The sequence below is a fragment of the Caulobacter sp. FG121 genome (genome assembly GCF_057809815.1).
In genome coordinates, this window is the sequence record NZ_JBMDKR010000002.1 from 428,909 (window position 1) to 453,042 (window position 24,134).

27 protein-coding genes are annotated in these 24,134 nt (G+C 67.9%); 11 read left to right on the forward strand and 16 right to left on the reverse strand.

What is annotated here, in order from left to right:
* Positions 1–9: 9 nt before the first annotated feature.
* Together ACODSL_RS08095 and ACODSL_RS08100 are read right to left on the reverse strand one after the other, a co-directional pair.
* The gene (locus ACODSL_RS08095; RefSeq protein ID WP_488900155.1) at positions 10–699 is read right to left on the reverse strand and encodes a CDP-alcohol phosphatidyltransferase family protein; all 690 of its coding nucleotides are present in this window, start codon (positions 697–699) and stop codon (positions 10–12) included.
* Positions 696–1,067 (reverse strand): hypothetical protein, encoded by a 372-nt coding sequence (locus ACODSL_RS08100; RefSeq protein WP_488900156.1) that lies wholly within the window; start codon positions 1,065–1,067, stop codon positions 696–698. Before ACODSL_RS08100 ends, ACODSL_RS08095 begins: the two co-directional genes overlap by 4 nt.
* A gap of 222 nt (positions 1,068–1,289) precedes the next feature.
* Between ACODSL_RS08100 and ACODSL_RS08105 the strand changes: the two genes are divergently transcribed.
* Both ACODSL_RS08105 and ACODSL_RS08110 read left to right on the forward strand, forming a co-directional pair.
* Entirely contained in the window at positions 1,290–2,261 is a 972-nt protein-coding gene (locus ACODSL_RS08105; RefSeq protein WP_488900157.1) for a phosphatidate cytidylyltransferase, read from the forward strand.
* A gap of 11 nt (positions 2,262–2,272) precedes the next feature.
* Positions 2,273–2,917 carry a lysophospholipid acyltransferase family protein gene (locus ACODSL_RS08110; protein ID WP_488900158.1) on the forward strand — a complete coding sequence of 215 codons (645 nt, stop codon included), beginning with the start codon at positions 2,273–2,275 and terminating at the stop codon, positions 2,915–2,917.
* A gap of 41 nt (positions 2,918–2,958) precedes the next feature.
* Here the strand turns inward: ACODSL_RS08110 and ACODSL_RS08115 are convergent, their stop codons facing one another.
* Complete coding sequence (locus ACODSL_RS08115) at positions 2,959–3,984, reverse strand: hypothetical protein (protein ID WP_488900159.1); 1,026 nt, start codon at positions 3,982–3,984, stop codon at positions 2,959–2,961.
* A gap of 160 nt (positions 3,985–4,144) precedes the next feature.
* On the opposite strand from ACODSL_RS08115, the gene ACODSL_RS08120 reads away from it, so the two are divergent.
* Together ACODSL_RS08120 and rsmD are read left to right on the forward strand one after the other, a co-directional pair.
* Positions 4,145–4,777, forward strand: a complete 633-nt coding sequence (locus ACODSL_RS08120) for a TMEM175 family protein (protein WP_488900160.1) — start codon at positions 4,145–4,147, stop codon at positions 4,775–4,777.
* 1 nt (position 4,778) lies between these two features.
* A complete protein-coding gene (gene rsmD / locus ACODSL_RS08125; protein WP_488900161.1) occupies positions 4,779–5,342 on the forward strand; it encodes a 16S rRNA (guanine(966)-N(2))-methyltransferase RsmD in 564 nt (187 codons plus the stop codon).
* A gap of 85 nt (positions 5,343–5,427) precedes the next feature.
* Here the strand turns inward: rsmD and ACODSL_RS08130 are convergent, their stop codons facing one another.
* Positions 5,428–5,703 (reverse strand): YjhX family toxin, encoded by a 276-nt coding sequence (locus ACODSL_RS08130; RefSeq protein WP_488900162.1) that lies wholly within the window; start codon positions 5,701–5,703, stop codon positions 5,428–5,430.
* Between the two features lie 273 nt (positions 5,704–5,976).
* On the opposite strand from ACODSL_RS08130, the gene ACODSL_RS08135 reads away from it, so the two are divergent.
* Positions 5,977–6,747 (forward strand): MerR family transcriptional regulator, encoded by a 771-nt coding sequence (locus ACODSL_RS08135; protein ID WP_488900163.1) that lies wholly within the window; start codon positions 5,977–5,979, stop codon positions 6,745–6,747.
* Positions 6,748–6,957: 210 nt separating this feature from the next.
* Positions 6,958–7,110 carry a hypothetical protein gene (locus tag ACODSL_RS08140; protein ID WP_488900164.1) on the forward strand — a complete coding sequence of 51 codons (153 nt, stop codon included), beginning with the start codon at positions 6,958–6,960 and terminating at the stop codon, positions 7,108–7,110.
* A 6-nt stretch (positions 7,111–7,116) separates the two neighbouring features.
* On the opposite strand, the gene mutL is transcribed toward ACODSL_RS08140, so the two are convergent.
* The 10 genes from mutL to tipF form a co-directional block, all read right to left on the reverse strand.
* Complete coding sequence (gene mutL / locus ACODSL_RS08145) at positions 7,117–8,967, reverse strand: DNA mismatch repair endonuclease MutL (protein ID WP_488900165.1); 1,851 nt, start codon at positions 8,965–8,967, stop codon at positions 7,117–7,119.
* A 205-nt stretch (positions 8,968–9,172) separates the two neighbouring features.
* A complete protein-coding gene (locus ACODSL_RS08150; protein ID WP_488900166.1) occupies positions 9,173–9,730 on the reverse strand; it encodes a DUF3035 domain-containing protein in 558 nt (185 codons plus the stop codon).
* A gap of 96 nt (positions 9,731–9,826) precedes the next feature.
* Positions 9,827–10,294: a signal peptidase II gene (lspA, locus tag ACODSL_RS08155; RefSeq protein ID WP_488900296.1), complete on the reverse strand. Its 468-nt coding sequence runs from the start codon at positions 10,292–10,294 to the stop codon at positions 9,827–9,829.
* A gap of 259 nt (positions 10,295–10,553) precedes the next feature.
* The gene (ileS, locus tag ACODSL_RS08160; RefSeq protein ID WP_488900167.1) at positions 10,554–13,469 is read right to left on the reverse strand and encodes an isoleucine--tRNA ligase; all 2,916 of its coding nucleotides are present in this window, start codon (positions 13,467–13,469) and stop codon (positions 10,554–10,556) included.
* Positions 13,470–13,538: 69 nt separating this feature from the next.
* Positions 13,539–13,583, reverse strand: coding sequence for a hypothetical protein (locus ACODSL_RS08165; protein WP_488900297.1), 45 nt, complete (start codon positions 13,581–13,583; stop codon positions 13,539–13,541).
* 153 nt (positions 13,584–13,736) lie between these two features.
* A complete protein-coding gene (locus ACODSL_RS08170) occupies positions 13,737–14,813 on the reverse strand; it encodes a S1C family serine protease (protein WP_488900168.1) in 1,077 nt (358 codons plus the stop codon).
* Between the two features lie 206 nt (positions 14,814–15,019).
* Positions 15,020–15,952, reverse strand: coding sequence for a bifunctional riboflavin kinase/FAD synthetase (locus tag ACODSL_RS08175; protein ID WP_488900169.1), 933 nt, complete (start codon positions 15,950–15,952; stop codon positions 15,020–15,022).
* Positions 15,952–16,374 carry a MaoC family dehydratase gene (locus tag ACODSL_RS08180; protein ID WP_488900170.1) on the reverse strand — a complete coding sequence of 141 codons (423 nt, stop codon included), beginning with the start codon at positions 16,372–16,374 and terminating at the stop codon, positions 15,952–15,954. Before ACODSL_RS08180 ends, ACODSL_RS08175 begins: the two co-directional genes overlap by 1 nt.
* Before the next feature lie 26 nt (positions 16,375–16,400).
* Positions 16,401–17,261 carry a TIGR01459 family HAD-type hydrolase gene (locus ACODSL_RS08185; RefSeq protein WP_488900171.1) on the reverse strand — a complete coding sequence of 287 codons (861 nt, stop codon included), beginning with the start codon at positions 17,259–17,261 and terminating at the stop codon, positions 16,401–16,403.
* Positions 17,262–17,419: 158 nt separating this feature from the next.
* The gene (tipF, locus tag ACODSL_RS08190; RefSeq protein WP_488900172.1) at positions 17,420–18,679 is read right to left on the reverse strand and encodes a flagella assembly cyclic-di-GMP phosphodiesterase TipF; all 1,260 of its coding nucleotides are present in this window, start codon (positions 18,677–18,679) and stop codon (positions 17,420–17,422) included.
* A 151-nt stretch (positions 18,680–18,830) separates the two neighbouring features.
* Between tipF and ACODSL_RS08195 the strand changes: the two genes are divergently transcribed.
* Both ACODSL_RS08195 and feoB read left to right on the forward strand, forming a co-directional pair.
* Entirely contained in the window at positions 18,831–19,169 is a 339-nt protein-coding gene (locus ACODSL_RS08195) for a FeoA family protein (RefSeq protein WP_488900173.1), read from the forward strand.
* Positions 19,170–19,195: 26 nt separating this feature from the next.
* Positions 19,196–21,040, forward strand: a complete 1,845-nt coding sequence (gene feoB, locus ACODSL_RS08200) for a ferrous iron transport protein B (RefSeq protein WP_488900298.1) — start codon at positions 19,196–19,198, stop codon at positions 21,038–21,040.
* A 4-nt stretch (positions 21,041–21,044) separates the two neighbouring features.
* Here the strand turns inward: feoB and ACODSL_RS08205 are convergent, their stop codons facing one another.
* Both ACODSL_RS08205 and ACODSL_RS08210 read right to left on the reverse strand, forming a co-directional pair.
* Positions 21,045–21,920 (reverse strand): 3-hydroxybutyryl-CoA dehydrogenase, encoded by an 876-nt coding sequence (locus tag ACODSL_RS08205; RefSeq protein ID WP_488900174.1) that lies wholly within the window; start codon positions 21,918–21,920, stop codon positions 21,045–21,047.
* A gap of 129 nt (positions 21,921–22,049) precedes the next feature.
* Positions 22,050–22,934 carry a LysR substrate-binding domain-containing protein gene (locus tag ACODSL_RS08210; RefSeq protein WP_488900175.1) on the reverse strand — a complete coding sequence of 295 codons (885 nt, stop codon included), beginning with the start codon at positions 22,932–22,934 and terminating at the stop codon, positions 22,050–22,052.
* Between the two features lie 122 nt (positions 22,935–23,056).
* Between ACODSL_RS08210 and ACODSL_RS08215 the strand changes: the two genes are divergently transcribed.
* The 3 genes from ACODSL_RS08215 to ACODSL_RS08225 all read left to right on the forward strand — a co-directional run bounded on the left by ACODSL_RS08215 (position 23,057) and on the right by ACODSL_RS08225 (position 24,113).
* The gene (locus tag ACODSL_RS08215; protein ID WP_488900176.1) at positions 23,057–23,425 is read left to right on the forward strand and encodes a TonB C-terminal domain-containing protein; all 369 of its coding nucleotides are present in this window, start codon (positions 23,057–23,059) and stop codon (positions 23,423–23,425) included.
* A 122-nt stretch (positions 23,426–23,547) separates the two neighbouring features.
* Entirely contained in the window at positions 23,548–23,823 is a 276-nt protein-coding gene (locus ACODSL_RS08220) for a type II toxin-antitoxin system ParD family antitoxin (protein WP_488900177.1), read from the forward strand.
* Positions 23,820–24,113, forward strand: coding sequence for a type II toxin-antitoxin system RelE/ParE family toxin (locus ACODSL_RS08225; protein WP_488900178.1), 294 nt, complete (start codon positions 23,820–23,822; stop codon positions 24,111–24,113). The genes ACODSL_RS08220 and ACODSL_RS08225 overlap by 4 nt, the downstream gene beginning before the upstream one ends.
* Positions 24,114–24,134: the final 21 nt, after the last annotated feature.

Genomic DNA, 24,134 nt, shown 5'->3' on the forward strand with positions numbered 1-24,134 from the left:
GCAGCGCTACTATTTCGCGTGTTCCCGCTCGGTCCGCTGCGCTTCCAGCCGAAGCGCCAGCGTCCGCGTACGGCGGACCAGGGTCGAGACCGTGCCCGCCGCGATCACGCCCAGCCCGATCATCAGCACCTGCCCGTGCCCGCCCCACAGCGGTTCAACCGCCGCGACCAGACAGGTGACCGTCAGGGCGAACATCCGGTGCGGCTTGGCCATCGGTCCCGAGAAATCCGCCGGAAAGCCCAGCCCTCGCCCAAGCTCGCGCACATAGGCCGTCAGCACCGCCAGCAGGGCGGTCGTCCAGCCGAGCCAGGAACCCGCCGTCATGCCCAGGCCCCAGGCCGCATAACCGGCGCCGACGAGGAACAGCGCGTCGGCGATCCGGTCGGGCAGCTCGTTCCAGATCGGCCCGGCGCTGGAGCCCAGTCCGTGTTCCACCGCCACCATGCCGTCGAGCATGTTGGCGAGCAGCCGCAGCTGGACGCAGACCGCCGCGCCGATCAGGCAGGCCGCCCGAAGGCCGGTCTGGTCCTCCAGCCCGGCGAGGAGCAGCAGGCCCGCGCCGAACACCGCGAAGACGATCGAGAACAGCGAGATGATGTCGGGGCTGATCCGCGCCTTGCCGAGCGAGGCGGCCAGCGCTCCGGCCCAGGCCTTCGAGCGGGTCTTCAGCGGGCGGCGGTTCTCGGGGGTCTCGGTCATGCGGCGCTCCGGCGGGCCCGGACGAGCCCGGCGTTGTAGACAATGGCGTACAGCGTCGAAACGCTCCACGGGAAGGCGATCGTGTCGACCAGCTCCGGCGTGCCGATCATACGGTGGACCAGAACCAGCAGGGCCAGGATCGACCCCGCGGTCACCGCCGGCGGAACGACGTAGGCCAGCGGCCCGGCGATCTGCCAGTCGAGCGCCTCCAGGGTCTTCTTCAACCCGCCGGTCAGGGCGCCCGAGAGCGTCCCCTGCGCCAGCGCCGGCAGCCAGGCGGCCGCCAGGCCGTGGCCGCGATTGGCGAACAGCGCCCAGCCGCCCATCAGCAGGAAGCCGAAGGCGACATGGACGAGGCTCGATTTCATCAACCTCTGCATGCACGGACCCTTGACCGGATCACCCCGCGCGGCAAGGTCCCTGCGTGGTTCGAGACGCTCGCTTGAGGCTCGCTCCTCACCATGACGACCCGAGGTGCAATCCACCCGTCCTCGTCATCCTGAGGAGCCCTCGAAGAGGGCGTCTCGAAGGACGCAGGGATGCTATGCAAGGCTTGCCTCAGGGCGGCCCCGCTCGATCAGGACCTCTGAATGAATTTCATCCACCGGATCGAGACCTTCTTCGCCGCCCAGCCGCCGGCCCTGCTGTGGGGTCTGGGCGGCATCGGCGGTCTGCTGGTGCTGGGCAGCGCGGTTGCCGCTGGCCTGACGCTCGCCCGACCGGCGAAAGACTACCGCGAACTGCGCCAACGCATGTCCAGCTGGTGGGTGATGATCGGCCTGCTGGCCGGCGCCCTGCTGCTGGGCTGGCAGGCGACGCTGGCCCTGTTCGCCGTGGTCAGCTTCATCGCCCTGCGGGAGTTCCTGTCCCTGGCCCCGACCCGGCGCGAGGACCGGCTGATCATCCTCGCCTGCTACCTCGCCATTCCGGTCAGCTACGCCTTCGTCGCCGCCGACATCTACGGCATCTATCTGGTCATCATCCCGGTCTATGCCTTCCTGATCCTGCCCTGGTTGATGGCGGTGATCGGCCAGACGAAGGGCTATCTGTCGAGCGTCGCCCTGTTCCACTGGGGGCTGATGACCTGCGTCTACAACATCGGCTACGCGGCCTTCCTGATGCGCACGCCGGCGGCCGAGGCGCCCGCGGGCGCGGCGGGGCTGGTGTTCTTCCTGCTGGTCGCGACCGAATTCAACGACGTGGCGCAGTACGTCTGGGGCAAGCTGTTCGGCCGCAACAAGATCATCCCCAGGGTCAGCCCCAACAAGACCTGGGAGGGCTTCCTCGGCGGCTGGGCGACCACCGCCGCGCTGATCTGGTTCGTCGGGCCGCTGTTCACGCCCCTGCAGGGCGTCGGCCTGGCGACCATGGCCCTAGTCTTGCCCGTGGCGGGCTTCGCCGGCGACGTGACGATGAGCGCAATCAAGCGCGACATCGGGGTCAAGGACACCTCGCACCTGATTCCCGGCCACGGCGGCATCCTCGACCGGATTGACAGCCTTACCTTCACCGCGCCGCTGTACTTCCACCTCCTCGCCTGGTTCGCGCTGGCGAAATTCTGAGGGGACGTCCGATGGGCTGGATTCGCTGGCTGCTGCTTCTGCTGATCATCCGGCCGATCGCCCGGTTCATGACGGGCGCCGACGTCACCGGTCGCGAGCACCTGCCGCTGAAGGGTCCGGCCATCGTCGCGGCCAACCACAACAGCCACATGGACACCCTGCTGCTGCTCAGCATCTTCCCCAGCCGGGCGGTGATGCGGGTGCGGCCGGCGGCGGCGGCGGCGGACTACTTCCTGCGTGACCCGGTGATCGGCTGGTTCTCACGCAATCTGATCGGCATCGTGCCCGTCGCGCGGGGCAAGGCGGGGACCGGCGAGGATGTGCTCGCGCCGGCGCGAGAGGCCCTCGCGGCCGGCGACATCATCGTGGTGTTTCCGGAAGGCACGCGTGGCGACGCCAGCGATGAGATGGCCGCCCTGAAAAGTGGTGTGGCGCGGCTGGCCGAAGCCTTCCCCGACGCGCCCGTCACGCCGGTGTGGATCCAGGGCGCCGGCCGTGTGCTGCCCAAGGGCGAGGTGATTCCCGTGCCCCTGAACTGCGCGGTTCTGATCGGCGAGCCTGTCCGCTGGGAAGGCAGGCGCGCCGAATTCATGGATCACCTGCGCGAGGCGCTACTCAAACTCAAGGCCGAGGCGCCGCCGCTTCGCTGGCGCTGAGTTTCCGGGCGGGGCGACGCATCCCCTGCGTCAGCCGATGATCAGGGTGCGGGGCAAGGGCCCTTGACCTTGCGTTCGAGATCGAGCGCCCACTGGATATCCGCCTCGTTGGCTCCAAAGACATTCCACGTGGGTTGCGGCGGCGGCGGGTACGGCGGGTACGGCTGCGGGTACACCGGCGGCGGCGGAGGCGGTGTTGGCTCCGGCGGAGACGTGTACCGTCGAAAGATGTCGCCGTAGCGCACCTTCTCGGCCTCGGATATCTCGCCGCCGCTCTCGGCTCGGGTCTGCAAGGCGACGGCCCATGCCAGTTCGGCCTCGCTGACCGGCTCGATGGGCGTGGCGGGTTCGCGAACGGCAGGCAGGCTGGCGGGCGCTTCAGCCGTTCCGGCGACCTCGGATGCCTTAAGCCGCTGAATAATGTCCTGGTAACGCGAGGTCTCTTCGTCGGTCAGGTTCTTCTCCCGCTTCACGCGCGCCTCCAGGGCCAGCGCCCAACGGAGGTCCTTTGCACTTGGCCGCGCGGTCGGCGGCAGCGGCGGTGGGGGCGGCGGCTGCCTGGCGGCCAGGGATGCCTGCACCCGCCGGTACACATCCTCGTAGCGGCGAAGCTCCTCGCGGGAGGGATTTTCCCCGCGCTTCACGCGCGCTGCCAGATCCTGAGCCCAGTCCATATCCTGCTCGCTGACCCGCGGCGGCGCCGGCGTCTGGGCCGGCGCCGACCACGCCGTAAAATCACGTGCCGAACCCTCAGCGCCGGTTGCCGACGACGACGGGGCGCCAACCGGCGATGCCTCCAGTCGCCTGGCGATGTCAGTATACGTCGCTATTTCCTGTTCGGTCGGCCGATATCCTTGCGACGTGACGCGCTGCTCGAGCTGGAGCGCCCATTGCAGCTCCTGCTGGGAGACGGATTTGAGGGCTCCGGAAGTCTCTTCGCCGGCAAGTCTTTTGGCGATCGCCTGGTACCGTGCGGTCTCCTCTGGCGTCGGAGCGTAGCAGTCCCTCGCCGCGGCCGCTGACGCCGACAGGGCGAGGAAACAGAGGGCGAAACTCGCGGTGCGCATACGGCATCCCGGACTGGCGAAACCTGGTAGATCCCTGTTCTCCCGGCGGCTTTCCGCGGTCAAGGCCGCTCCCGTCTGGGGCGCATGGCGGCGACGTGCTGGACCTGACACGCCGGGCACGGCACACAGGACCGAGGGAACGGGGGTGCCGGCGATGTCGATGGACATGTTGAAGGGCGAAAGCTCGGTGAAGGACTACGGTCTGGAGCGGCTGATCATGCTGTCGGACGGCGTGTTCGCCATCGCCATCACCCTGCTCGCTATCGAACTGCATCTGCCCGAGCACTGGGACAGGACCTTCGCCGGACTGATCACCGGCATGTGGCGCGAGTTGTTCGCCTACATCATCTCGTTCCTGGTCGTCGCGGTCTACTGGGCGAGTCACCGGCGCACCTTCCAGCGGTTCCGCCGGTCGGACGGGCCGCTGACGGCGATCAATTTCCTGATCCTCGGCCTTGTCACCCTGTTGCCCTTCGGCAGCCGGATGGTGGCCGAGGCCGGCCCCCATGGCGATCCCTATGTCATCTACCTGGGTCTGATCACGGCCATCGGCTTCTCGAACGCCCTGCTCTGGGGCTACGCCGCCTTCATCGGCGACATTCTCAAGGAGACGCTGCCGCTGGGCCTTCGACTGGTCATCCTGCTGATCCTGTTGATCGTGCCCACGGCCATGGGGGGCGCGGGGATGATGATGTACGACCCGGACAACTGGTGGATGATGCTCGGCGCGGCCGGCTTCTCCGCGGTGATCATGTCGATTCGCCGCAAGCTCGGCAAAGCGGCGGGCGAATAGCTTGCGCATCGTCTCCGGCGCCCATCGCGGCCGCACCCTGAAGACCCCGCCGGGCGACGCGACCCGCCCCACCAGCGACCGGGCGCGGCAGGCGGTGTTCAACATCCTTGAGCATGCGCCCTGGGCGCCCGAGCTTCACGGGGCGCGGGTCGTCGATCTGTTCGCTGGGTCTGGCGCACTGGGGTTCGAGGCGCTCTCGCGGGGAGTAGGCTTCTGCCTGTTCGTCGAGACCGACGACGCCGCGCGCGGAGCCATCCGCGAGAACATCGACGCCCTGGGCCTCTTCGGCCAGACGCGCATCCATCGCCGCGACGCGACCGACCTCGGCTTACGTCCATCGGCGATGGGGGAGCCCTTTGACCTGGCGTTCCTGGATCCGCCCTATCGCAAGGGTCTGGGCGAGAAGGCGCTGGCGGGCCTGGCGGCGGGCGGCTGGCTGAAGCCCGGCGCGGTCGTGATGATTGAACGCGCCTCGGACGAACCGGACGTCGTCCCGGCCGGCTACGAAGCGCTCGACGCCCGCGACTACGGCGCGGCGCGGGTGCAGTTCCTCAGATTCAGGTAGGGGACATGTACTGCAGGTACGTGTCCCCCAATCGAGCGACGGCGGAGTTTAGGGGACACGTACCTGCGGTACATGTCCCCGCCCCTCACCAGCTCTTCATCGTCACGCGATTGTCGAGCTGGCTGCGCAGGCTCAGCAGCCCCTCACGGGTGATCCGGTAGGGACCGCCGTCGCGGCTGGCGATCAGCCGGCGCTTCTTGAGCGCCTTGAAGACGGCGACGGTGCAGTCGCTGAGCAACCAGCCATCACGGTTGAGGCATTCGGCGGCGATGACGCCGCCCCGGTGGTCGCGCACGAGTGTGATGGCGCCGCCCTGGGCGAGCGCGTGCAGCGTGCGCTGCTGCGGTTTGGAGATGTTCACTGAGGTCAGTCCGATGTCGAGGCGTGAGACGTCGCGCCCTGACCGGGGTCAGGACGGGCGGATCAGCGGGCCTTCGACGGACTTAACTGGCCGTCAGGCCCGCGCCTCGTGGGCAAGGGGTGACATGGTCGCCTCGGATTGAACGCCCATAGCCTAGCCAACCGTTTCGCAAATCGCAAACCCCGTCATGGCCCGGCCCATCCACTGCTGAACGTCGCGCTTGACCCTCACGCCCCGTGAGACCTCATACCCCTGTCCAACGGCGAGGACGGCATGAGCAGGTACACGGTCAAACAGGTGGCGACGATGTCGGGCGTCTCGGTCCGCACGCTGCATCACTATGACCAGATCGGCCTGCTCCGGCCCGCCAGCGTCGGAGAGAACGGTTACCGGTACTATGGTCGCGAGGAGCTGTTGCGCTTGCAGCAGATCCTGTTTCATCGGGAACTCGAGTTTCCGCTGGAGGCCATCGCCGCGGTGCTGGCCGCGCCCGACTTCGATCGCACGGCCGCCCTGCGCCGCCATCGGTCGAAACTCGAGGCCGAGGCCAGGCGCTACCGCCGCCTTCTCCGCACGCTGGACGAAACCCTCGCGACCCTCGAAGGAGCGACGGACATGAACGACAGGGATCTCTATCTGGGCTTCGCGCCCGGGAAGCAGGCCGAGCATGAGGCCTGGCTGGTGGATCGCTATGGCCCGGAAGCCCGGGCTGAAATCGACCACAGCAAGACGGTCATGAAGGGGTGGAGCGCCGGTGACGCCGCCGACCTCCAGGCCGAACTCGAAGCCGTCGAGTCCGGCCTGGCCCGGGCCATGGCTGACGGCCTGCCGCCGGACAGCACGCCGGTTGGCGACCTGATCCGACGTCACCACGCCTGGGTCTCGCGCAGCTGGAAATCACCGCTCACGCGCGCGGCCTATACCGGGCTGGCCGCGATGTATGGCGAGCATCCGGACTTCCGGGCGCGGTACGAGGATCGTGCGGCGGGCCTGCTGGAGTATCTCCAGGCGGCGATGGCGGCCTTCGCGGAGGCCGAACTGTGATCCGCAGGGGACGTGTACCAAAGGTACGTGTCCCCTAACCAAGCCGCACCGGAAGCTGGATTGGGGGACACGTACCTTTGGTACATGTCCCCACGCCATTCAGAATTGACGGCGCGAACGATTGACTTGGGCCTACCCGGCGCGGACGATGGCCCTACAGAGTGTGTGGTCTAACGCACACCGCGAGGAAACGACCCCAAGGAGGCCTCCATGGCCAAGACCGTTCGCGCGCCCGACTTCATTCCCGCCGAGCCCAACCTGCTGTCGCCGGCCGTGCGGCGGCTGCTCCAGGTCACCCTGGCGGTCGGCAGCATCCTGATGCTGGTCGCGTTCGTGGTGGTGACCTTCATCGCCGTATTCTGACGGCCGCTATCGCCGTCCGAACAGGCGCTCGATGTCGTTGAGCTTGAGCTCGACGTAAGTCGGGCGACCGTGGTTGCATTGGCCTGAGTGAGGCGTGGCCTCCATCTCCCGCAGCAGGGCGTTCATCTCGGCGGCCGTCAGGCGGCGTCCGGCGCGGACCGAGCCATGGCAGGCCATGGTGGAACAGACCTCCTCCAGCCGTTCCCGCAGCGCCAGCGCCTGACCGTTCTCGGCCAGATCGTCGGCGATGTCGCGTATCAGCCCCGCGGCGTCTGTGTCGCCCAGCAGCGCAGGCGTCTCACGCACCAGCACCGCGCCCGGCCCGAACGATTCTATGACCAGGCCCAGCGCGGCGAGCTCGTCGGCCTTCGCCATCACCCGGTCGGCCTCGGCCGGATCGAGATCGACGACCTCCGGCAGCAAAAGCGTCTGACGGACGACGCCGCCGGACTCCATCTCGTGCTTCATCCGCTCATAGACCAGCCGCTCGTGGGCGGCGTGCTGGTCGACGATGACGATGCCGTCGCGGGTCTGTGCCACGACGTAGGTTTCGTGCACCTGGGCGCGGGCGGCGCCGAGCGGGTAGTCGACGGGGTCGATGACCGGTGCGGCCTCGCCATAGTCCTGCGTGGGCGGAATCCAGTCGGCCATGGGCTCGACGCGGGCGGTGGCCTCGGCCATGCCCGGCAGGCTCGGCGCCGGCGCGCGGGGCGTCCAGCCGCCCTGCTGCCAGGCGGAGAAGCCGGCCGGCGACGGGCCCGGCTGATAGCCGGCGCCGGGGAAGCTCTGGGCCCTGAAGCCCGCCAGCGCCGCTGAAGCCACGGTCGTCGAGGCGCGATGCCCCGCCCCGGCCAGGGCGTGACGCAACGCCCCGATGATCAGGCCGCGCACAAGGGCCGGATCGCGGAACCGCACCTCGGCCTTGGCCGGATGGACGTTGACGTCGACGAAGGTCGGGTCGAGTTCGATGTACAGCGCCGCCGTCGGATGGCGGTCCCGGGCCAGATAGTCGGCGTAGGCGCCGCGCAGGGCGCCCTGCAGCAGCCGGTCACGCACCGGCCGGCCGTTGACGAACAGGTACTGGTGCGCGGCGTTGCCCCGCGAATAGGTCGGCAGACCGGCGAAGCCCGTCAGCCGGATGCCTTCCCGCTCCTGGTCGATGGCAAGCGCGTTGTCCTGAAACTCATGGCCGAGCACCGCCGCCAGCCGGGCCAGCCGCCCGTCCGGCCCCGGATGCTCCGCCGTGAGACGAAGGGCGCGGCGGCCGTCGAGATCGAGGGTGAAGCCGACCGCCTCATGGGCCATGGCCTGACGTTTCAGCTCCTCGGCGATGGCCATCTGTTCGGCGCGAGCCGACTTCATGAACTTGAGGCGGGCGGGGGTGGCGTAGAACAGGTCGCGCACCTCGACCCGCGCGCCGTGGTCGCCGGCAAAAGCGGCGGGGCCGACATCGCCGGTGGCCCCGCCTTCGACGAGGATGGCGTGAGCGTCCGTAGAGCCGCGCGCGCGGCTGGAAATGCTCAGGCGGGCGACTGAACCAATCGACGGCAAGGCCTCACCGCGGAAGCCGAGCGTGGAAATGTGCAGCAGGTCCCAGGTCCCGTCGGCGTCGGGGAACAGCTTGGACGTGGCGTGGCGCTCGACGGCCAGGGACAGCTCGTCCGGCGACAGGCCGGAGCCGTCGTCCGAGACCAGGATCCGCGTCAGCCCGCCGCCGTCGGCCTCGACCTCGACCCGCGTGGCGCCGGCGTCGAGCGCGTTCTCGACCAGCTCCTTGACCGCGCTCGCCGGCCGCTCGACCACCTCGCCGGCGGCGATGCGGTTGACGGTCTCCGGAGGCAGGCGACGGATGGGCATGGGTGCATCCTATCCGATTCCGATGGGGCGATGTTGCGTGGTTCGAGACGCTCGCTTGAGGCTCGCTCCTCACCATGACGTGCAGCATTGTTCGTCATCCTGAGGAGCGATCCCTCAGGATCGCGTCTCGAAGGACGCACAAACGAAAAAGGGGACACGCACTGACGTGCATGTCCCCTTTTATTTCGTCGGACAAAGGCGGGGCTTAGAGGCCCGGGAGCTTCACCCAGCTGGACTTGGCGCGGGAGATGATCACCGTCTTGCCGCCCGTGATGGCTTTCAGACGGGCTTCCTCTGCGGCGGCGTCGACCAGGACGGGCGGCGCGGAGCCGTCGGTGGCGGCGACCGGAGCGGCCGGCGCGTCCTTGCGCCAGAACATCACGCGGTCGGCGAAGGACTTGTCCTTGTGAGCGATGTCGCCGAACTCGTCGTCGACGACATAGCGGATCAGCGGGTCCGCCTTGTCGACGCCGGCGCGGGCGACGAGCAGACGCTCACCGTCGGTGCGCTGGGCGGCAGCGGCCTGACCGGCCAGGGCCGTACGCGCGGCGCTCTCCGGCTGCAGCTCCTGCGGACGGGGTTCACCCGGCGCCGGCGGACGCAGCGCATAGTCAGGCGGGACCACCAGCGGCGCCTTGGTCACCACCCGAAATTCGTCCGGCGTGACCTTGGCGATGCCAAGCGCCTTCGAGGCCGACGTGCAGCCGCCGAGACCGGCGACGGCGATCAGCGCGACGGCGCACACTACGCGGGTAGAGATCATCGAGCCTTGCTCCTCAGGGCCGTGCGGCCAATGGGCCGCCCCCGGCCGGTAACAGGCGCTCTCGATACGCCAAAAGTGAGGCGAACGGCAACCAGCTTACGGTTTCGCCTCCCGGCGAAGGCTGTCGAGCAGCAGCAGCACGACGCCGACGGAGATGGCGCTGTCGGCGATGTTGAACACCCAGGGGAACCCGAGCGCCTTGAAGTCGATGAAATCGGCCACCATCCCGAACCGCACCCGGTCGATCAGGTTGCCGATCGCGCCGCCCATGACCAGACCGATCGCGACGCCCAGCAGGGGTCTGTCGACCCGGCGTGCCCAGACCGCCAGAAAGCCGACAACGCCAAACGAGAATGCCGCCAGCGCCCAGCGGACCCACTCGGCCTCGCCCCGGAACAGGCCGAAACTGACGCCCTGGTTCCAGACCATGGTCAGATGGAAGGGGCCGAGGACCTGGACGCTTCCCAGCACGGGCAACTGGAAACCATAGAGGATCCACTGCTTGACCAGTTGGTCGGCGAGGATCACCGCGATACCGAGCGAATAGGCCGTCGGGCCCTGCATGCGACCGGGCGTCGCGGGTTCGGCGATGACGGTCTCGGCCGGGGCTTCCGTCAGGGCGACGGATTCGGCGGCGGGCGATTCGGAAAGGTCGGAACTCATCAGGATTCCCAGAAAGGCAAACCAACACCGTCATCGTCGGACTTGTTCCGACGACCCATGATCACCGTCAAACGTGGGTGCGCATGGGTGGTCGGGACGAGCCCGACCATGACGGGTACTGTCCGGTCAGAGCCGGTCCGTCATGAACGGGCAAGACGTATCAGCCCGCGTGGGTCTTGTCCCACACGGCGACGGCGTCGTCGCAACGCAGGCAGAGGCGGCGGGTTTCCCTGACCTCCGGCAGCACCCGCCAGCAGCGGGCGCACTTCCCGCCATCGGCAGGAACCGGATCGACGGCCACGGCCTTCATGTCGGTCATGCGGAAGCTGGTGGCGCCGCCCTCCCCGGCACTCAGCGTGGCGCCGCTGGTGCGGAAGATCTCAGCCGGGTCCAGCCCTTCGAACGCGGCCAGCAGATCGGCGTCGCCGACATGCACCGAGGGCGAGGCCTCCAGCGATGAGCCGATGCGCTTCTCGCGGCGCTCGATCTCCAGCGCGCCGGTGACCACGCCCGTGACCTCTTCGACCTTGCCCCAGCGCGCCGCCTCGGCGTCGTTGCGCCAGTCGGCCGGCGTCTCCGGGAACACGCGCAGGCTGTTGGAGCCGGCGTCGGGGTGGCGGATCTGCCAGGCTTCCTCGGCCGTGAAGCTGATCAGCGGGGAGAGCCAGATCGTCAGCCGCTCGAACACCGCGTCCATCACCGTCCGGCAGGCGCGGCGTCGGACGCTGTCCGGCCGGTCGCAGTACAGCGCGTCCTTGCGGATATCGAAGAAGAAGGTCGACAGGTCGCCCTGGCAGAACTCCAGCAGCGGCCGGACCACGTCGTTGAAGCGGTATTCCTCGTAGGCCTTCCGCACTTCGCCATCGAGCTGCCAGAGCCGGTGAAGGATATACTGCTCCAGCGGCGGCATGTCGGCGACGGCGACGCGCTCGGCGTCTTCGAAACCGTTCAGGGCTCCGAGCAGGTAGCGCAGGGTGTTGCGCAGCTTGCGATAGGCGTCGGTGGTGGTGGCCAGGATCGTCTTGCCGATCCGCTGGTCCTCCCGGTAGTCGACCATGGCGACCCACAGGCGGAGAATCTCGGCGCCGCTTTCGCGGAAGATGATCTCCGGGTCGATCACGTTGCCCTTCGACTTGCTCATCTTCTCGCCGTTCTCGTCCATGGTGAAGCCATGGGTCAGGACGGTGTCGTAGGGCGCGCGACCGCGGGTGCCGCTGCTTTCCAGCAGTGACGACTGGAACCAGCCGCGATGCTGGTCCGAGCCTTCGAGATAGAGGTCCGCCGGCCAGCGCGTATTGGCCCGGCCTTCGAGGGCGAAGGCGTGGGTCGAGCCGCTGTCGAACCAGACGTCGAGGATGTCCTCGACCTTTTCGTAACGGGCGGGATCGTGGTCGCCGAGGAAGTCGGCGGCCGGGCGCTTGAACCAGGCGTCGGCGCCCTCGGCCTCGACGGCCGCGATGATCCGGGCGTTGACGGCCGGATCACACAGCGGCTCGGCGGTATCCTTGTCGACGAACATGGCCAGTGGCGCGCCCCAGGCGCGTTGACGGCTGATCAGCCAGTCCGGACGGCTCTCGACCATCGAGCGGATGCGGTTGCGACCGCCCTCGGGCACGAAGGTGGTGGCGTCGATGGCTGACAGCGCCACCTCGCGCAGGGATGCCCCGCCGTTGATCGGCGCGTCCATGCGGATGAACCACTGCGGGGTGTTGCGGAAGATCACCGGCGCCTTGGAGCGCCAGCTCATCGGATAGCTGTGCTCCAGCCGGCCGCGGGCCAGCAGGTTGCCGGCCTCGATCAGCTTTTCCATCACCGCGCCATTGGCGGGCCCGAACTTGCCGACCTTCTTGCCTTCGGTCTCCAGCACCTTGAGGCCCGCGAACAGCGGCACGTCATGGTAGTAGGCGCCGTCGGGGCCAACCGTCTCGGGGATGGTCGCATCGATGCCGGCCGCATCGAGCTGGGCCTTGCTCTTGAGCCAGATCAGGTAGTCGTCCGCGCCATGGCCAGGGGCTGTGTGCACAAAGCCCGTGCCGGCGTCGTCGGTGACATGATCGCCCGCGAGCATGGGCACCTTGAAGCCGTAGCCTGCGTCGAGCTTCGCGAGCGGGTGGGCCAGGGTGTAGCTGGCGCAGTCGGCGGCTTCGACGCGCGTCCATTTCGCCACTTTGGCGGCCTTGAACACGTCCTCCGCCAGCTTGTCGGCCAGGATCAGTCGGTCGCCCGGCGCGGCCCAGGGGGCGAACTCGAGGCCTTCTTCCAGCGCCTCGACCTTGTAGACGCCGTAGGCGATGCGCGGGCTGTAGCTGACGGCGCGGTTGGCGGGGATGGTCCAGGGCGTGGTGGTCCAGATCACGACGCTGGCCCCATCTGCCTTGAGGGGGCCACCGACAACCGGGAACTTCACCCAGACCGTCGGGCTGACGTGATCGTGGTACTCGACCTCGGCGTCGGCCAGGGCGGTCTGTTCCACCGGGCTCCACATCACCGGCTTGGAGCCGCGATAGAGCTGGCCGCTCATCATGAATTTGTGGAACTCCGAGACGATCACCGCCTCCGAGCTGAAGTCCATGGTGGCGTAACGGTTCTCCCAGTCGCCCAGGATGCCCAGCCGCTTGAAGCCGCCCATCTGCACGCCGATCCAGTGTTCGGCGTAGGTGCGGCAGCGCTCGCGGAACTCGGTCGGCGACACGTCGCCCTTGCGACGGCCGGCGGCGCGCAGCTCCTCCTCGACCTTCCACTCGATCGGCAGGCCGTGGCAGTCCCAGCCCGGCAGGTAGTCGACGTCGTAGCCGAGGGCGAACCGCGAGCGGACGGTGAAGTCCTTCAGCGTCTTCTGCAGCACATGGCCGATGTGGATCGCGCCATTGGCGTAGGGCGGGCCGTCATGCAGCACGAACGGCGGCGCGCCGGCCGCCTGCCGCGTCTTGCGGACGGTGTGATAGAGGTCCTGCCCGGCCCAGGACTCGAGGATCTTCGGCTCGAGGGTCGGCAGACCGGCCCGCATCGGGAAGGCCGTCTCTGGAAGGAATACGGTTTCGCGGTAGTCGCGCTGGGAAGCGGCGTCGTCAGCCATGGGACTTTCTCGGAAATCTGGAAGGAACGGGTTTCGCGACCCGGCGTGCATCGCCTTCGTCCAGCGACGTCACGCCGGGCGGATAATTCGCGAAATCTTCCGAACCGAAGTCATGGCCGGGCTGTAGCAGAGGGCGCGGATGTTTGCGAGTACCCCAACGCCCGCTCATCCCGGCGAAGGCCGGGACCCAGGTTTTTTCGGGAACCCCCAGACCTCGACATTCAGATCAAAACGCCTGGGCCCCGGCCTTCGCCGGGATGTGCGGATTTATGATTTCTTCCGCGCCTTCGGTGTCACGGTGACCTTCATCCGTGTCCCGGCCCGGACGATGTCGAGCCCCAGCGGCTTGTCGATGCTGGCGGGGCCCAGGGCGCGCAGCAGATCGTCCAGGCCGGTGATCAGCTTGCCGTCGGCGGCCACGATCAGGTCGCCGGCCGCGATGCCGGCCTTCTCGGCCGGGCCACCGGCGTCGACCGAGGCGACCCAGACGGCGTAGGGCTGGATAACGCCGGCTGATTTGGCGATGGCCGGCGGGATCGGGGTCTGCTGTGCGACGACGCCGATGGTGCCGCGCCGCACGTGGCCGTGCTTGGCGATCTCGGCCATGACGAACGAAGCGGTGTTCGAGGCGACCGCAAAACACAGCCCCTGGGCGCCCATGATCACGGCGGTGTTGATGCCGATCACCTCACCATTCGAGCTGACCAGCGGTCCGCCCGAGTTGCCGGGGTTGAGCGCCGCGTCCGTCTGGATCAGGTCCTCGATCAGCCGGCCCTTCTCGGCGCGCAGCGAGCGGCCGAGCGCAGAGACCACGCCGGTGGTCACGGTGGCCTCGAAGCCCAGCGGCGCGCCGATGGCGATGACCAGCTGGCCGCGACGCAGCTTCTTGGAGTCACCGAGCCTGGCGAACGGCGCCTTGACCGGCTGCTCGACCTTGAGCACGGCGATATCGGTATCCGGGTCGTCGCCGATCGGCCGGGCGGTCAGGGCGCGGCCTTCGGCGGTGATCACCGCCAGACGCGAGAAACCGCCGACCACGTGGCTGTTGGTCACGATCAGGCCGTCAGCCGAGACGAAGAAGCCCGAGCCCTCCCCGGCGAAACTGCCGTCGGTGGTGATCGGGGCGACGCGGACCACGGCCGGACCGACCGTCTCAACCGCCTTCACCACGGCGTCGGAGTAGGCGTCCAGCAGGTCCATCTCGCCGCGCACCAGCCGCGGCTCGACGCGGGTGTCGAGTACGAACGAGGCATCGGGCGGGAAGGCGAACGATTCGGGCTTCACCCGCGTCGCCGCGGGGCGTCGCGCGCGGGCGAACAGTTCGTACTTGCGTGCCTTGGACATCGGGCCCCCACCGGATTGGTTAACAGGGAACACGAGCAGGGCCGCGGCGCCAAGGGGCGTTCGCCCGGAGGGGGAATAAGTGCGTGGTTCGAGACGCTCGGCTGATGCCTCGCTCCTCACCATGACGAACGATCGTGCAGTCCAAACCCTCAACGTCATCCTGAGGAGCGATCCCTCAGGATCGCGTCTCGAAGGACGCAAGCTGACTATGCCCCGAGAATCCCCCGCGCCTTCGTCTCGTCCCGGCGGATCTGCACGACCATCTCGTCGATCGAGGCGAACTTTTCTTCCGAACGAAGGAACGCGATGAGCTCGGTCTCGATGACCTGGCCGTAGAGGTCCTCATCGAAGTCGAACAGCCAGACCTCGAGGCGGGTCTCCACTTCGCCGGTCGTCGGGTTGTTGCCGATGTTGGCGACGCCTGCATAGACCCGCCCGTCGGGCAGGCGCGTGCGGGTAGCGTAGACGCCGAGTTTCGGCACGACATAGTCAGCCATGAAGACATTGGCGGTCGGGAAGCCCAACGTACGGCCCAGCTGCTGGCCGCGACGCACAACGCCCTCGATGGCGAACGGGCGGCCGAGAATCGCCGTGGCGTCTTCGGGATGGCCGGCCCGCAGCGCGGCGCGGACGGCCGTGGAGCTGAACTTCTCCGCCCCCTCCCCAGCCGCCTCGGCGACCGAGACAGTGAAGCCCAGTTCGTCGCCGTAGGCCTTCATCGCCTCCGGACTGCCCGTGCGGCCCTTGCCGAAGGAAATGTCGAAACCGACCGCCACATGCCGCACGCCCAGGCCCTCGTGCAGCACATGCTCGACGAAGCCACGATCGGAGAAGTTGGCCATCTCGAAGTCGAAGTTCAGGACGTAGAGGATATCCACGTCCATCTCGCCCAGCGCCCGGGCCTGCTGCTCGACGGTCATCAGCCGGAAGGCCGGCTCGTCGGGCTGGAACAGGCGGCGCGGATGGGGGTCGAAGGTGATCACGGCCAACGGCGCGCCGGTGGCCTTCGCGGCCGCCGCCGCGCCGGCGATCACCTGCTGGTGACCCCTGTGAACGCCGTCGAAGTTGCCGAGCGCCACCGCCGCCCCGCGATCAGCGGACGCCAGATGCTTCCAGCCGTGAACGATCCTGGGCGTCATCAGGCGGGCCGGCGGGGAACCATGATTGTCGCCTCGCCATCGAGCACGGCCTTGCCGCCGACGGTGCAGACCGTCGACAGGACAGCGCGAGCCTTTTCGGCGTCGAGGCTGGTGATGGTGGCGGTGACGGTCACCTCGTCGCCGATCTTCACCGGACGTTTGAAGGTCAGGGTCTGGCCGAGATAGATCGCGCCCGGCCCCGGCAGCTTGCCGGCGATCAGCGCCGAGATGTAGGCGGCCGACAGCATGCCGTGGGCGATGCGACCCTTGAACTGGGTCGTCGAGGCGAACGCCTCGTCCAGATGCACCGGATTATGGTCGCCGCTGACGTCAGCAAAGGCCTGAATGGCCGCCTCGTCGACGGTGCGTGTCAGGTCCGCCGACTGGCCGACGGTGAGGTCCTCGAAGAACAGGGCCGACATCTCGCGCATCCTCTTGTTGTTGTCCGCTACCAGACCAGATCGGCCACGGCATAGCGCGCCTTGACGCCCTCGGCCGCCAGCAGGGCGTCGACGGCGGGAGCGGACAGCGTTCCATCCGGCCCCATGGCGGCGTCGCCATGAATGCCCTTGGCGACGAACAGACAGTCCAGCCCGCGCTCTTCCGCACCCTGGACATCCGTATGCACGCCATCGCCGATGCACAGCACCCGCGCGAGGTCGGCGTCGCGTCCCAGCAGCCGGGCCGCCTCGGCGAGGCTCAGCTCGTAGATCGGGGCGTAGGGTTTGCCGGCCATCAGAACCTCGCCGCCCATGTCCTTGTAGAGGTCCGCCAGGGCGCCGCCGCAGTAGATCAGCTTGCTGCCCCGCTGGACGACCCGGTCGGGGTTGGCGCAGATCATCGCCAAGCCCCGGGCGGCCGGGCCGACGAACCGATCGCGGTAGTCCTCGGGCGTCTCGACCTCGTCATCGAACGGTCCGGTGCAGGTGATGAAGGCGGCTTCATGCGGCTCGGCCCAGCTCAGGCCGAGGCCTTCGTACAGGGTGTTGTCCCGCTCCGGTCCGATGACCCAGGCCGGCCCCGGCGCGCGCTGGGCCAGCAGCAGGCGGGTGGCGTCTCCAGAGGTCACCAGGGTGCTCCAGGCCTCGCGCGGCACGCCGAGCGCGTCCAGCTGGGGGATCACGTCATGCGCCGGACGCGGCGAGTTGGAGATCAGCACCACGGGTCCACGCTCAGCCCGGAACCGCGCCAGGGCGGCGCAGGCCTCGGCGAAACTCTCACGGCCATTGTGGATCACCCCCCAGACATCGCTGAGCAGGACGTCATAATCGTTGGCGAGGTCGGCGAGGCCGGAAGGCAAAGCGGTCATGGGGTTCCGGCTAACGAACCGACCGCGCCGGGTCAATGATGCGTGGTTCGAGACGCTCGCTTGAGGCCCGCTCCTCAGGATGACGAACAGAGGCTGGCTTCAAAGGTATCCGTCATGGTGAGGAGCGATCCCTCGGGATCGCGTCTCGAACCACGCAGCTACCAGCCGGATGCGCGGCGCAGACTGGTGCGCATGAAGTCGGCGGGCGGATCAGCCTCGGCGAGAATGGCGTCGCGGATGGCCCGGGGTTCGCCGAACAGGTGGCCCTGGCCGAACGCCATGTCGAGCTCGAGGATGTCGACGATCTGCCGCTCGCTCTCGACCTTCTCGATGATCACCTCGACGCCGTAGCGGCGCGTCAGGCGGGCGAAGTCGTTGGCGTGCAGGTCGGGCAGCGAGCGGATGACCAGGCGGCCTTCGCTCTCCTCGAGCTGGTCGAGCAGCATCTGGGCGCCGATCTTGATGAACTTGATGTCCGAGCGGGCCAGGTCCTGGAAGTCGAGGTCGAGGTCGGTGACCTTGTCGAGGCTGAAGCGGAAGCCGAGGTCGGCCAGCCGCGCCATGTGACGGGCCTCGACCGCGCCGCGGCGTTCGAACGCCGCCTGGCCCAGTTCGAAGATCAGGGCGCCGGCCATGTCCTTGTTGGCCGACAGGAAGTCGAGGAACTGCGGGAAGAACTGCTCGTCCGACAGGCTGGCCAGCGAGATGTTGCAGAAGATGCCGACCTTGCGGTCCTGCTTGGCCAGACGACGAACAATCTGCACGCAGCGGAACAGCAACAGGTTGTCGATCGCCGCGACCAGCCCCTCGGGCTCGGCCACCGACAGATACTCGGCGGGCATCATCACCCGGCCGGTCTCGTCGCGCAGACGCGAGAAGCTCTCGTAGAAGACGGTGCGGCGCTGCGGCAGCGAGACGACCGGCTGCAGATAGAGGTCGACACGGTTGCCGGCGAGCGCGTCCTTGACCGTATCGAGCAACGCGGCGGACTGCGGTCCCCGGCCCAGCGCGTTGGGACCGGCGGCGGCGACGCGGCTCGACAACTGCGCCTCCATCTTCTCGGCCATCTTCTGGACGGCGTCCTCAAGCGAGTGCACCTCGCTGGTCAGCGCCTCCGACCGGCGCAGGGCGTCGGTGGTGACCGTGTCCACGACCTCGTTCAGGCGCGCGTCGATCCGCTCCAGCTGGCGGGCGATGATCAGGTGAGCTTCGCGGATATTGGAAAGGTCGTCTTTCAGCCGGACGCTGTTGATCGCGCCCTCGATGAGTCCATGGAAGGCGAAGGCCAGAGCCAGACTGCCGACCAGGGCCGCGATGCCCGCACTCCATTGGCCGCTGCTCCGCCATAGGCCGATAGCGACGATCAAGGACAGTGAAAGGTAGGCGCCGCTCAGCAGCGCAAGGGTAAGCCGTCGCATCGTTTCGCCTGCACGAATCGTCCGGAGTATCCGATGCGATAGATCATGGTGTCCAAGATATTAACGCCGCACTCTCGACCGCACCGGATTCTGCGGAATCGACACCGCGCGTCCGAAATGATAATCATTCGCAATGACCTTCGGGATTGCCATGACTGACGCCGCCATCCTCGAACCGCCGGCCGCCATCGCCGGGGACATCGCGATCGAGGCCGAGATCATAAATCTCGGCGCGCTCAGCGCCGCTTCGGTCGGCGACCGTGGCGTGATCGCCCGGGTCTCGGCCTTCGAAGGCGCCCTGCCCGCCGCAGAACTGGAGCGCCGCCTGCTGGAACTCGGGTTCGTCGAGGGCGCGACCATCGAGGTGCTGCAGGAAGGCCTGTTCGGCCGCGATCCGATCGCCGTCCGGCTCGATGACATGCGCGTGGCGATCCGCCGTCGCGAGGCCGCCGCCATCCAGATCCGCTTCGATCCGAAGGCCGACGCTTGACCGACACGGCCCTCGCCCCGACGCGCATGGCGCTCGTGGGCAACCCCAACACGGGCAAGACCGCCCTGTTCAACGCCCTGACGGGCAGCCGTCAGAAGGTCGCCAACTACGCGGGCGTTACCGTCGAGCGGAAGGAGGGCGTGCTCACATCGCCCTCTGGCCGGATCATCAACGTGATCGACCTGCCGGGCACCTACTCCCTGCGCGCGCGCAGTCCGGACGAGGCGGTGACCCGCGACGCGGTGCTCGGCCGCCTGACCGGCGAGACGCCGCCGGACGTGATCGTCTGCGTCGCCGACGCCACCAACCTGCGGCTGGTGCTGCGGCTTGCCCTCGAACTGAAGCAGGTCGGCCGGCCGTTCGTGCTGGCGCTCAACATGTTCGATATCGCCCAGCGTCAGGGCCTGCGCATCGACCTGGAGGGTCTGGCGCGCGAGATCGGCGCCCCGATCGTCACCACGGTCGCCACGCGCAAGCGCGGCATCGAGGACCTGGTCGCCCGGGCCGAAGCGCTCGCCGACACCGTGCCGGTGGGCGACAATATCTGGCATGAACCCTCGGCCGCCGAGATCCGGCACGCCCATGCCGAAGCCCAGCGGGTCCTGAAGATCTATGTCCGACCGCCCGAGCGACCGGACACCTGGACCAGCCGGATCGACAGCGTTCTGCTGCACCCCGTGGGGGGCCTGCTGATCCTGTCGGCGGTCATGTTCGTGATGTTCCAGGCCGTGTTCGCCTGGGCCACGCCGGTGGCTGATCTGATCGAGGCCGGCTTCACCGCCCTTGGCGGCCTCGTCGCGACGGTGACGCCGGAGGGCCTTTTGCGCAGCCTGCTGGTCGATGGCCTGATCGCCGGCGTCGGCAGCGTGCTGGTCTTCCTGCCGCAGATCCTGACCGTGTTCTTCTTCATCCTGCTGCTGGAAGACAGCGGCTACATGGCCCGGGCAGCCTTCCTGATGGACCGCATCATGGGCGCGGCTGGCCTGCACGGACGCGCCTTCATCCCGCTGTTGTCGAGCCACGCCTGCGCCATTCCGGGCGTCATGGCCGCGCGGGTGATCGACCAGAAGCACGACCGGCTGACGACGATCCTGATCGCGCCGCTGATGACCTGTTCTGCGCGGATCCCGGTCTACACCCTCATCATCGGGGCCCTGATCCCCCGCACGACCGTCTGGGGCTTCCTGAACCTGCAGGGGCTGGTGATGTTCGGCCTCTACGCAGCCGGCATCCTGTCCGGGCTCCTCGTCGCGACCGTGATCCGGACCCTGTTCTGGCGGAGCGCGTCCGAGCCCTTCATGATGGAGCTGCCGACCTACCGCTGGCCTGATCCGGAAAACGTCCTGCGCAATCTGTGGCAGCGGGCGATGATCTTCATCAACCGGGCGGGCCGGATCATCCTGCCGCTGATGGTGCTGGTCTGGGTGCTGTCGACCTTCCCCTACCCGCCCGAGGGCGCGACCGGCCCGGCCATCGACTACAGCTTCGCCGGCATGATAGGGCATTTCATCCAGCCCCTCCTCGCCCCGATCGGCTTCAACTGGCAGATGGCCGTGGCCCTGGTGCCCGGCATGGCCGCCCGCGAAGTCGCGGTGGCGGCGCTGGGGACGGTCTATGCGGTCGGCGCCGCCGACGGCGCGGGTCAGGCGACGCTCGCCTCGATTCTTCATACCCAGTGGAGCCTGGCCACCGGCCTGTCGTTCCTGGCCTGGTACGTGTTCGCGCCGCAGTGCGTGGCGACACTCGGCGTCGTCAAGCGCGAGACCAACGGCTGGCTCTGGCCGACGGTGATGTTCAGCTACATGTTCGCCCTGGCCTACGCGGCCTCGCTGGCGACCTACTGGGGCGCGGTGGCGCTGGGCTGGGGTTGACGCTCTAGCGCGTCGGAACCGGCACGTCGCCGCGGTAGTCGTAGAAGCCGCGACCGACCTTCTTGCCCAGCCAGCCGGCCTCGACGTACTTCACCAGCAACGGGCAGGGGCGGTACTTGCTGTCCGCCAGGCCCTCGTGCAGCACGTTCATGATCGACAGCACCGTGTCGAGGCCGATGAAGTCGCCCAGCTCAAGCGGGCCCATCGGATGGTTGGCGCCCAGCTTCATCGCCGTATCGATCGAGTCGACGGTCCCGACGCCCTCGTACAGCGTGTAGATCGCCTCATTGATCATCGGCACCAGAACGCGGTTGACGATGAAGGCGGGGAAGTCCTCGGCGTTGGTCGTCGTCTTGCCCAGCGACTGGGCGAAGGTCACAGCCGTCTCGTAGGTGGCGATGTCGGTGGCGATGCCGCGGATCACCTCGACCAGCTTCATCAGCGGGACGGGGTTCATGAAATGCAGGCCGATGAACCGCTCGGGCCGGTCGGTCGTCGAGGCCAGTCGCGTGATCGAGATCGACGAGGTGTTCGACGCCAGCAGAGTGTTGGGGCCCAGGTGCGGCAGCAGCGAGCGGAAGATGGCCTTCTTGGTCTCTTCGTTCTCGGTCGCCGCCTCGATAGCGATGTCCGCGCCCGCCACCGCTTCGATCGAAGCCGGCTTGATGCGGGCGAGCGCCGCTTTCATGGCTGCATCGTCGATCAGCCCGCGGCCGACCTGGCGGGCCATGTTGTGTTCGATCTGGTTTAGCCCGGCGGTAATCCGGTCGCTGTCCAGGTCATTGAGGAAGACGTCGTAACCGGCGAGCGCGCTGACGTGCGCGATGCCCGATCCCATCTGGCCCGCGCCGATGACGCCGACCGACCTGATAACCGCCATGAAGTTTCGCCCTTGACGGCGGCGCGGTGACTTTTGGGGAGGTCCACGCCGCAACTCTTGTGGCGGCTTTCTAGCACGAGAGTCCTAACAGCCGCCAAGGCCTTTGCTGCGATGCAGCGCAACAGCGGGTCAGGCCGGCGCGTTGAGCGCCGCGGCCTCGGCCAGAAGCCAGTCCCGCAGCGCCAGAATGCGCGGCAGCTTGGCGCTGTCCGCCCGCCAGACGAAATGATAGCCGCCCTCGATCCCGACCTCGCCGGCGACGGGGCGGACGAGGCGGCCGGACAACAGGTCCTCTTTCACCAGCCCCCCGCGGGCCAGCGCGACGCCCAGCCCCTGTGTCGCGGCCTCGATCAGCAGGGCCGAGTCGTCGAAGATCAGACCACCTGCCTCCTCGGGGGCCTCAAGCCGCATGAGCTGGAACCACAGACTCCACCGCCAGACCGTGTGGCGCAGCAGCGGAACCCGGCGCAGATCCGCAGGGTCGCGGATCGCATGCCGCGCCAGAAAGTCCGGACTGCAGACGGGGAACAGGGTCTCAGGAAACAGCGGCGCCGAGGACAGGTCCGGCCAGGGCCCGACGCCCATGCGAAGCGCGGCGTCGACGCCGTCGGAGACCAGATTGGCCATACGGGCGTCGACCTGCATCTGGATATCGCCCACGGCCGGAGGCAGGCGGCCGAGGCGCGGTGCGAGCCACCGCCCCGCGAACGCCGGCACGGTGCTCAGCACCAGGGGACCGCAGCAGGCGTCATCGGTCAGGGTCGCGACCCCGTCATGCAGGATGCCGACGGCCTCGGCCACCCTGGCGGCCAGCGCGGCGGCGGCCGGGGTCGGCTCCATGAGGTTTCCGCGACGAATGAACAGGCGGGTCCCGAATGTCTCCTCCAGGCGCCGTATCTGCTGGCTAACGGCGCCGTGGGTCACCGCCAGTTCATCGGCGGCGCGGCTGTAGCTGCGGTGACGCGCGGCCGCCTCAAGGGCGCGAAGAGCGATGAACGGCGGCAGACGGCTCATGCAGCGTTGTTAGCGGACCTCACAAGCCCGAGCAAAAGGTATCGTTCGTAACAAGCGCCCGGGACGCCCAAATTCCTGTTGCGACGCCGCTTCCTCCCAACCGAAACCCGAGAGACAAGACCATGAAGACCGAGCCTATCGCGCTCGCGGCCGGCGCCCTGCTGTCCGTTGCGACACTGACCATCGCCCATGCCTCGCCCGCCGGCGACCAATGGCTGACCGACGCCCGCGCTTCGCTGGAAGCCCGCCTGGCCGCCGATGATGCGCCGGACGCAGGTCGCAGCATCGTCGTGAAGCTGAACGCCACCACCGAGCCCCGCACCTACAATCTGCGGATCGTGCACTCGAGCGGCTCCCCCGAGTACGACGACGCAGCCCGCCGCGCCCTTCGTGGTCTGAAGCTGACCGCGCCGCCCGAGGAGTTGCGCGGGCGCAGCGTGACCTTTGCCCTGGGCGGCACGGCGGCCGGAGCCTCGGCCGCCGCCCGGTGACAGCCCGGGGCGGGCCTTCTGATGGAGCACGAAGGCCGACGCGCGAGCGCCGGGCTTTTGCGCTTCGCATCAAGCGGTCTCAATGGTAGGAAGAAGTGCTACCAATTTTGCTGGAGGCGGACATGGCCAAAGTCGACAAGATCAGCGTGGCCCTGCCCTCGGAAATGGTCGACGGTGTCCGCGAGGCCGTTGAATCGGGCGAGTACGCCACGGTCAGCGAAGTCATTCGCGATGCGCTGCGCGACTGGAAGATCAAGCGTCGGCTCACGGGGATGGAAATCGAAGAACTTCGCGGCCTGATCCGGGAAGGTATGGAAAGCGGCCCGGACCAATCCGCCGACGCGGTGTTCGCACGCCTCACGGCCAAGTACGCCGCCATGGCGGATCTGACCAAATGAAGGTGGTGTTTTCTCCGCGGTCAGAAGAGGACCTGGAGGAAATCGCAGACTTCATCGCTCGCGATAGTCCACGACGCGCAGTCCGCTTCATCGCCGAAGTCCGGGCGACCTGTGAGAAGATCTCCGATGCGCCGTTGGGATACGAACTTCAGCCGCAGCTGCAACCGGGCATTCGCCGCGCGGTGCACGGTCGCTACCTGATCTTCTATTCAGTCAATGCGGACCTGATCCGCGTCGAACGCATCCTGCATAGCGCCAGGGATCTGAACGAAGATATGTTCGACATATAGCGGCCAGCGAAAAGGCCCGGA

Bases quoted from the DNA above. Each gene is read 5' to 3' on its own strand.
- feoB (WP_488900298.1), top strand. From the start codon at position 19,196: ATGGCGCTCGTGGGCAACCCCAACACGGGCAAGACCGCCCTGTTCAAC.
- ACODSL_RS08120 (WP_488900160.1), top strand. From the start codon at position 4,145: ATGGACATGTTGAAGGGCGAAAGCTCGGTGAAGGACTACGGTCTGGAG.
- ACODSL_RS08185 (WP_488900171.1), bottom strand. From the start codon at position 17,261: ATGACCGCTTTGCCTTCCGGCCTCGCCGACCTCGCCAACGATTATGAC.
- ACODSL_RS08110 (WP_488900158.1), top strand. From the start codon at position 2,273: ATGGGCTGGATTCGCTGGCTGCTGCTTCTGCTGATCATCCGGCCGATC.
- ACODSL_RS08140 (WP_488900164.1), top strand. From the start codon at position 6,958: ATGGCCAAGACCGTTCGCGCGCCCGACTTCATTCCCGCCGAGCCCAAC.
- ACODSL_RS08210 (WP_488900175.1), bottom strand. From the start codon at position 22,934: ATGAGCCGTCTGCCGCCGTTCATCGCTCTTCGCGCCCTTGAGGCGGCC.
- mutL (WP_488900165.1), bottom strand. From the start codon at position 8,967: ATGCCCATCCGTCGCCTGCCTCCGGAGACCGTCAACCGCATCGCCGCC.
- ACODSL_RS08095 (WP_488900155.1), bottom strand. From the start codon at position 699: ATGACCGAGACCCCCGAGAACCGCCGCCCGCTGAAGACCCGCTCGAAG.
- ACODSL_RS08105 (WP_488900157.1), top strand. From the start codon at position 1,290: ATGAATTTCATCCACCGGATCGAGACCTTCTTCGCCGCCCAGCCGCCG.
- ACODSL_RS08195 (WP_488900173.1), top strand. From the start codon at position 18,831: ATGACTGACGCCGCCATCCTCGAACCGCCGGCCGCCATCGCCGGGGAC.
- ACODSL_RS08225 (WP_488900178.1), top strand. From the start codon at position 23,820: ATGAAGGTGGTGTTTTCTCCGCGGTCAGAAGAGGACCTGGAGGAAATC.
- tipF (WP_488900172.1), bottom strand. From the start codon at position 18,679: ATGCGACGGCTTACCCTTGCGCTGCTGAGCGGCGCCTACCTTTCACTG.
- ACODSL_RS08115 (WP_488900159.1), bottom strand. From the start codon at position 3,984: ATGCGCACCGCGAGTTTCGCCCTCTGTTTCCTCGCCCTGTCGGCGTCA.
- ileS (WP_488900167.1), bottom strand. From the start codon at position 13,469: ATGGCTGACGACGCCGCTTCCCAGCGCGACTACCGCGAAACCGTATTC.
- ACODSL_RS08150 (WP_488900166.1), bottom strand. From the start codon at position 9,730: ATGATCTCTACCCGCGTAGTGTGCGCCGTCGCGCTGATCGCCGTCGCC.
- ACODSL_RS08100 (WP_488900156.1), bottom strand. From the start codon at position 1,067: ATGAAATCGAGCCTCGTCCATGTCGCCTTCGGCTTCCTGCTGATGGGC.
- ACODSL_RS08215 (WP_488900176.1), top strand. From the start codon at position 23,057: ATGAAGACCGAGCCTATCGCGCTCGCGGCCGGCGCCCTGCTGTCCGTT.
- ACODSL_RS08205 (WP_488900174.1), bottom strand. From the start codon at position 21,920: ATGGCGGTTATCAGGTCGGTCGGCGTCATCGGCGCGGGCCAGATGGGA.
- lspA (WP_488900296.1), bottom strand. From the start codon at position 10,294: ATGCAGGGCCCGACGGCCTATTCGCTCGGTATCGCGGTGATCCTCGCC.
- ACODSL_RS08220 (WP_488900177.1), top strand. From the start codon at position 23,548: ATGGCCAAAGTCGACAAGATCAGCGTGGCCCTGCCCTCGGAAATGGTC.
- ACODSL_RS08175 (WP_488900169.1), bottom strand. From the start codon at position 15,952: ATGACGCCCAGGATCGTTCACGGCTGGAAGCATCTGGCGTCCGCTGAT.
- ACODSL_RS08180 (WP_488900170.1), bottom strand. From the start codon at position 16,374: ATGTCGGCCCTGTTCTTCGAGGACCTCACCGTCGGCCAGTCGGCGGAC.
- ACODSL_RS08135 (WP_488900163.1), top strand. From the start codon at position 5,977: ATGAGCAGGTACACGGTCAAACAGGTGGCGACGATGTCGGGCGTCTCG.
- ACODSL_RS08170 (WP_488900168.1), bottom strand. From the start codon at position 14,813: ATGTCCAAGGCACGCAAGTACGAACTGTTCGCCCGCGCGCGACGCCCC.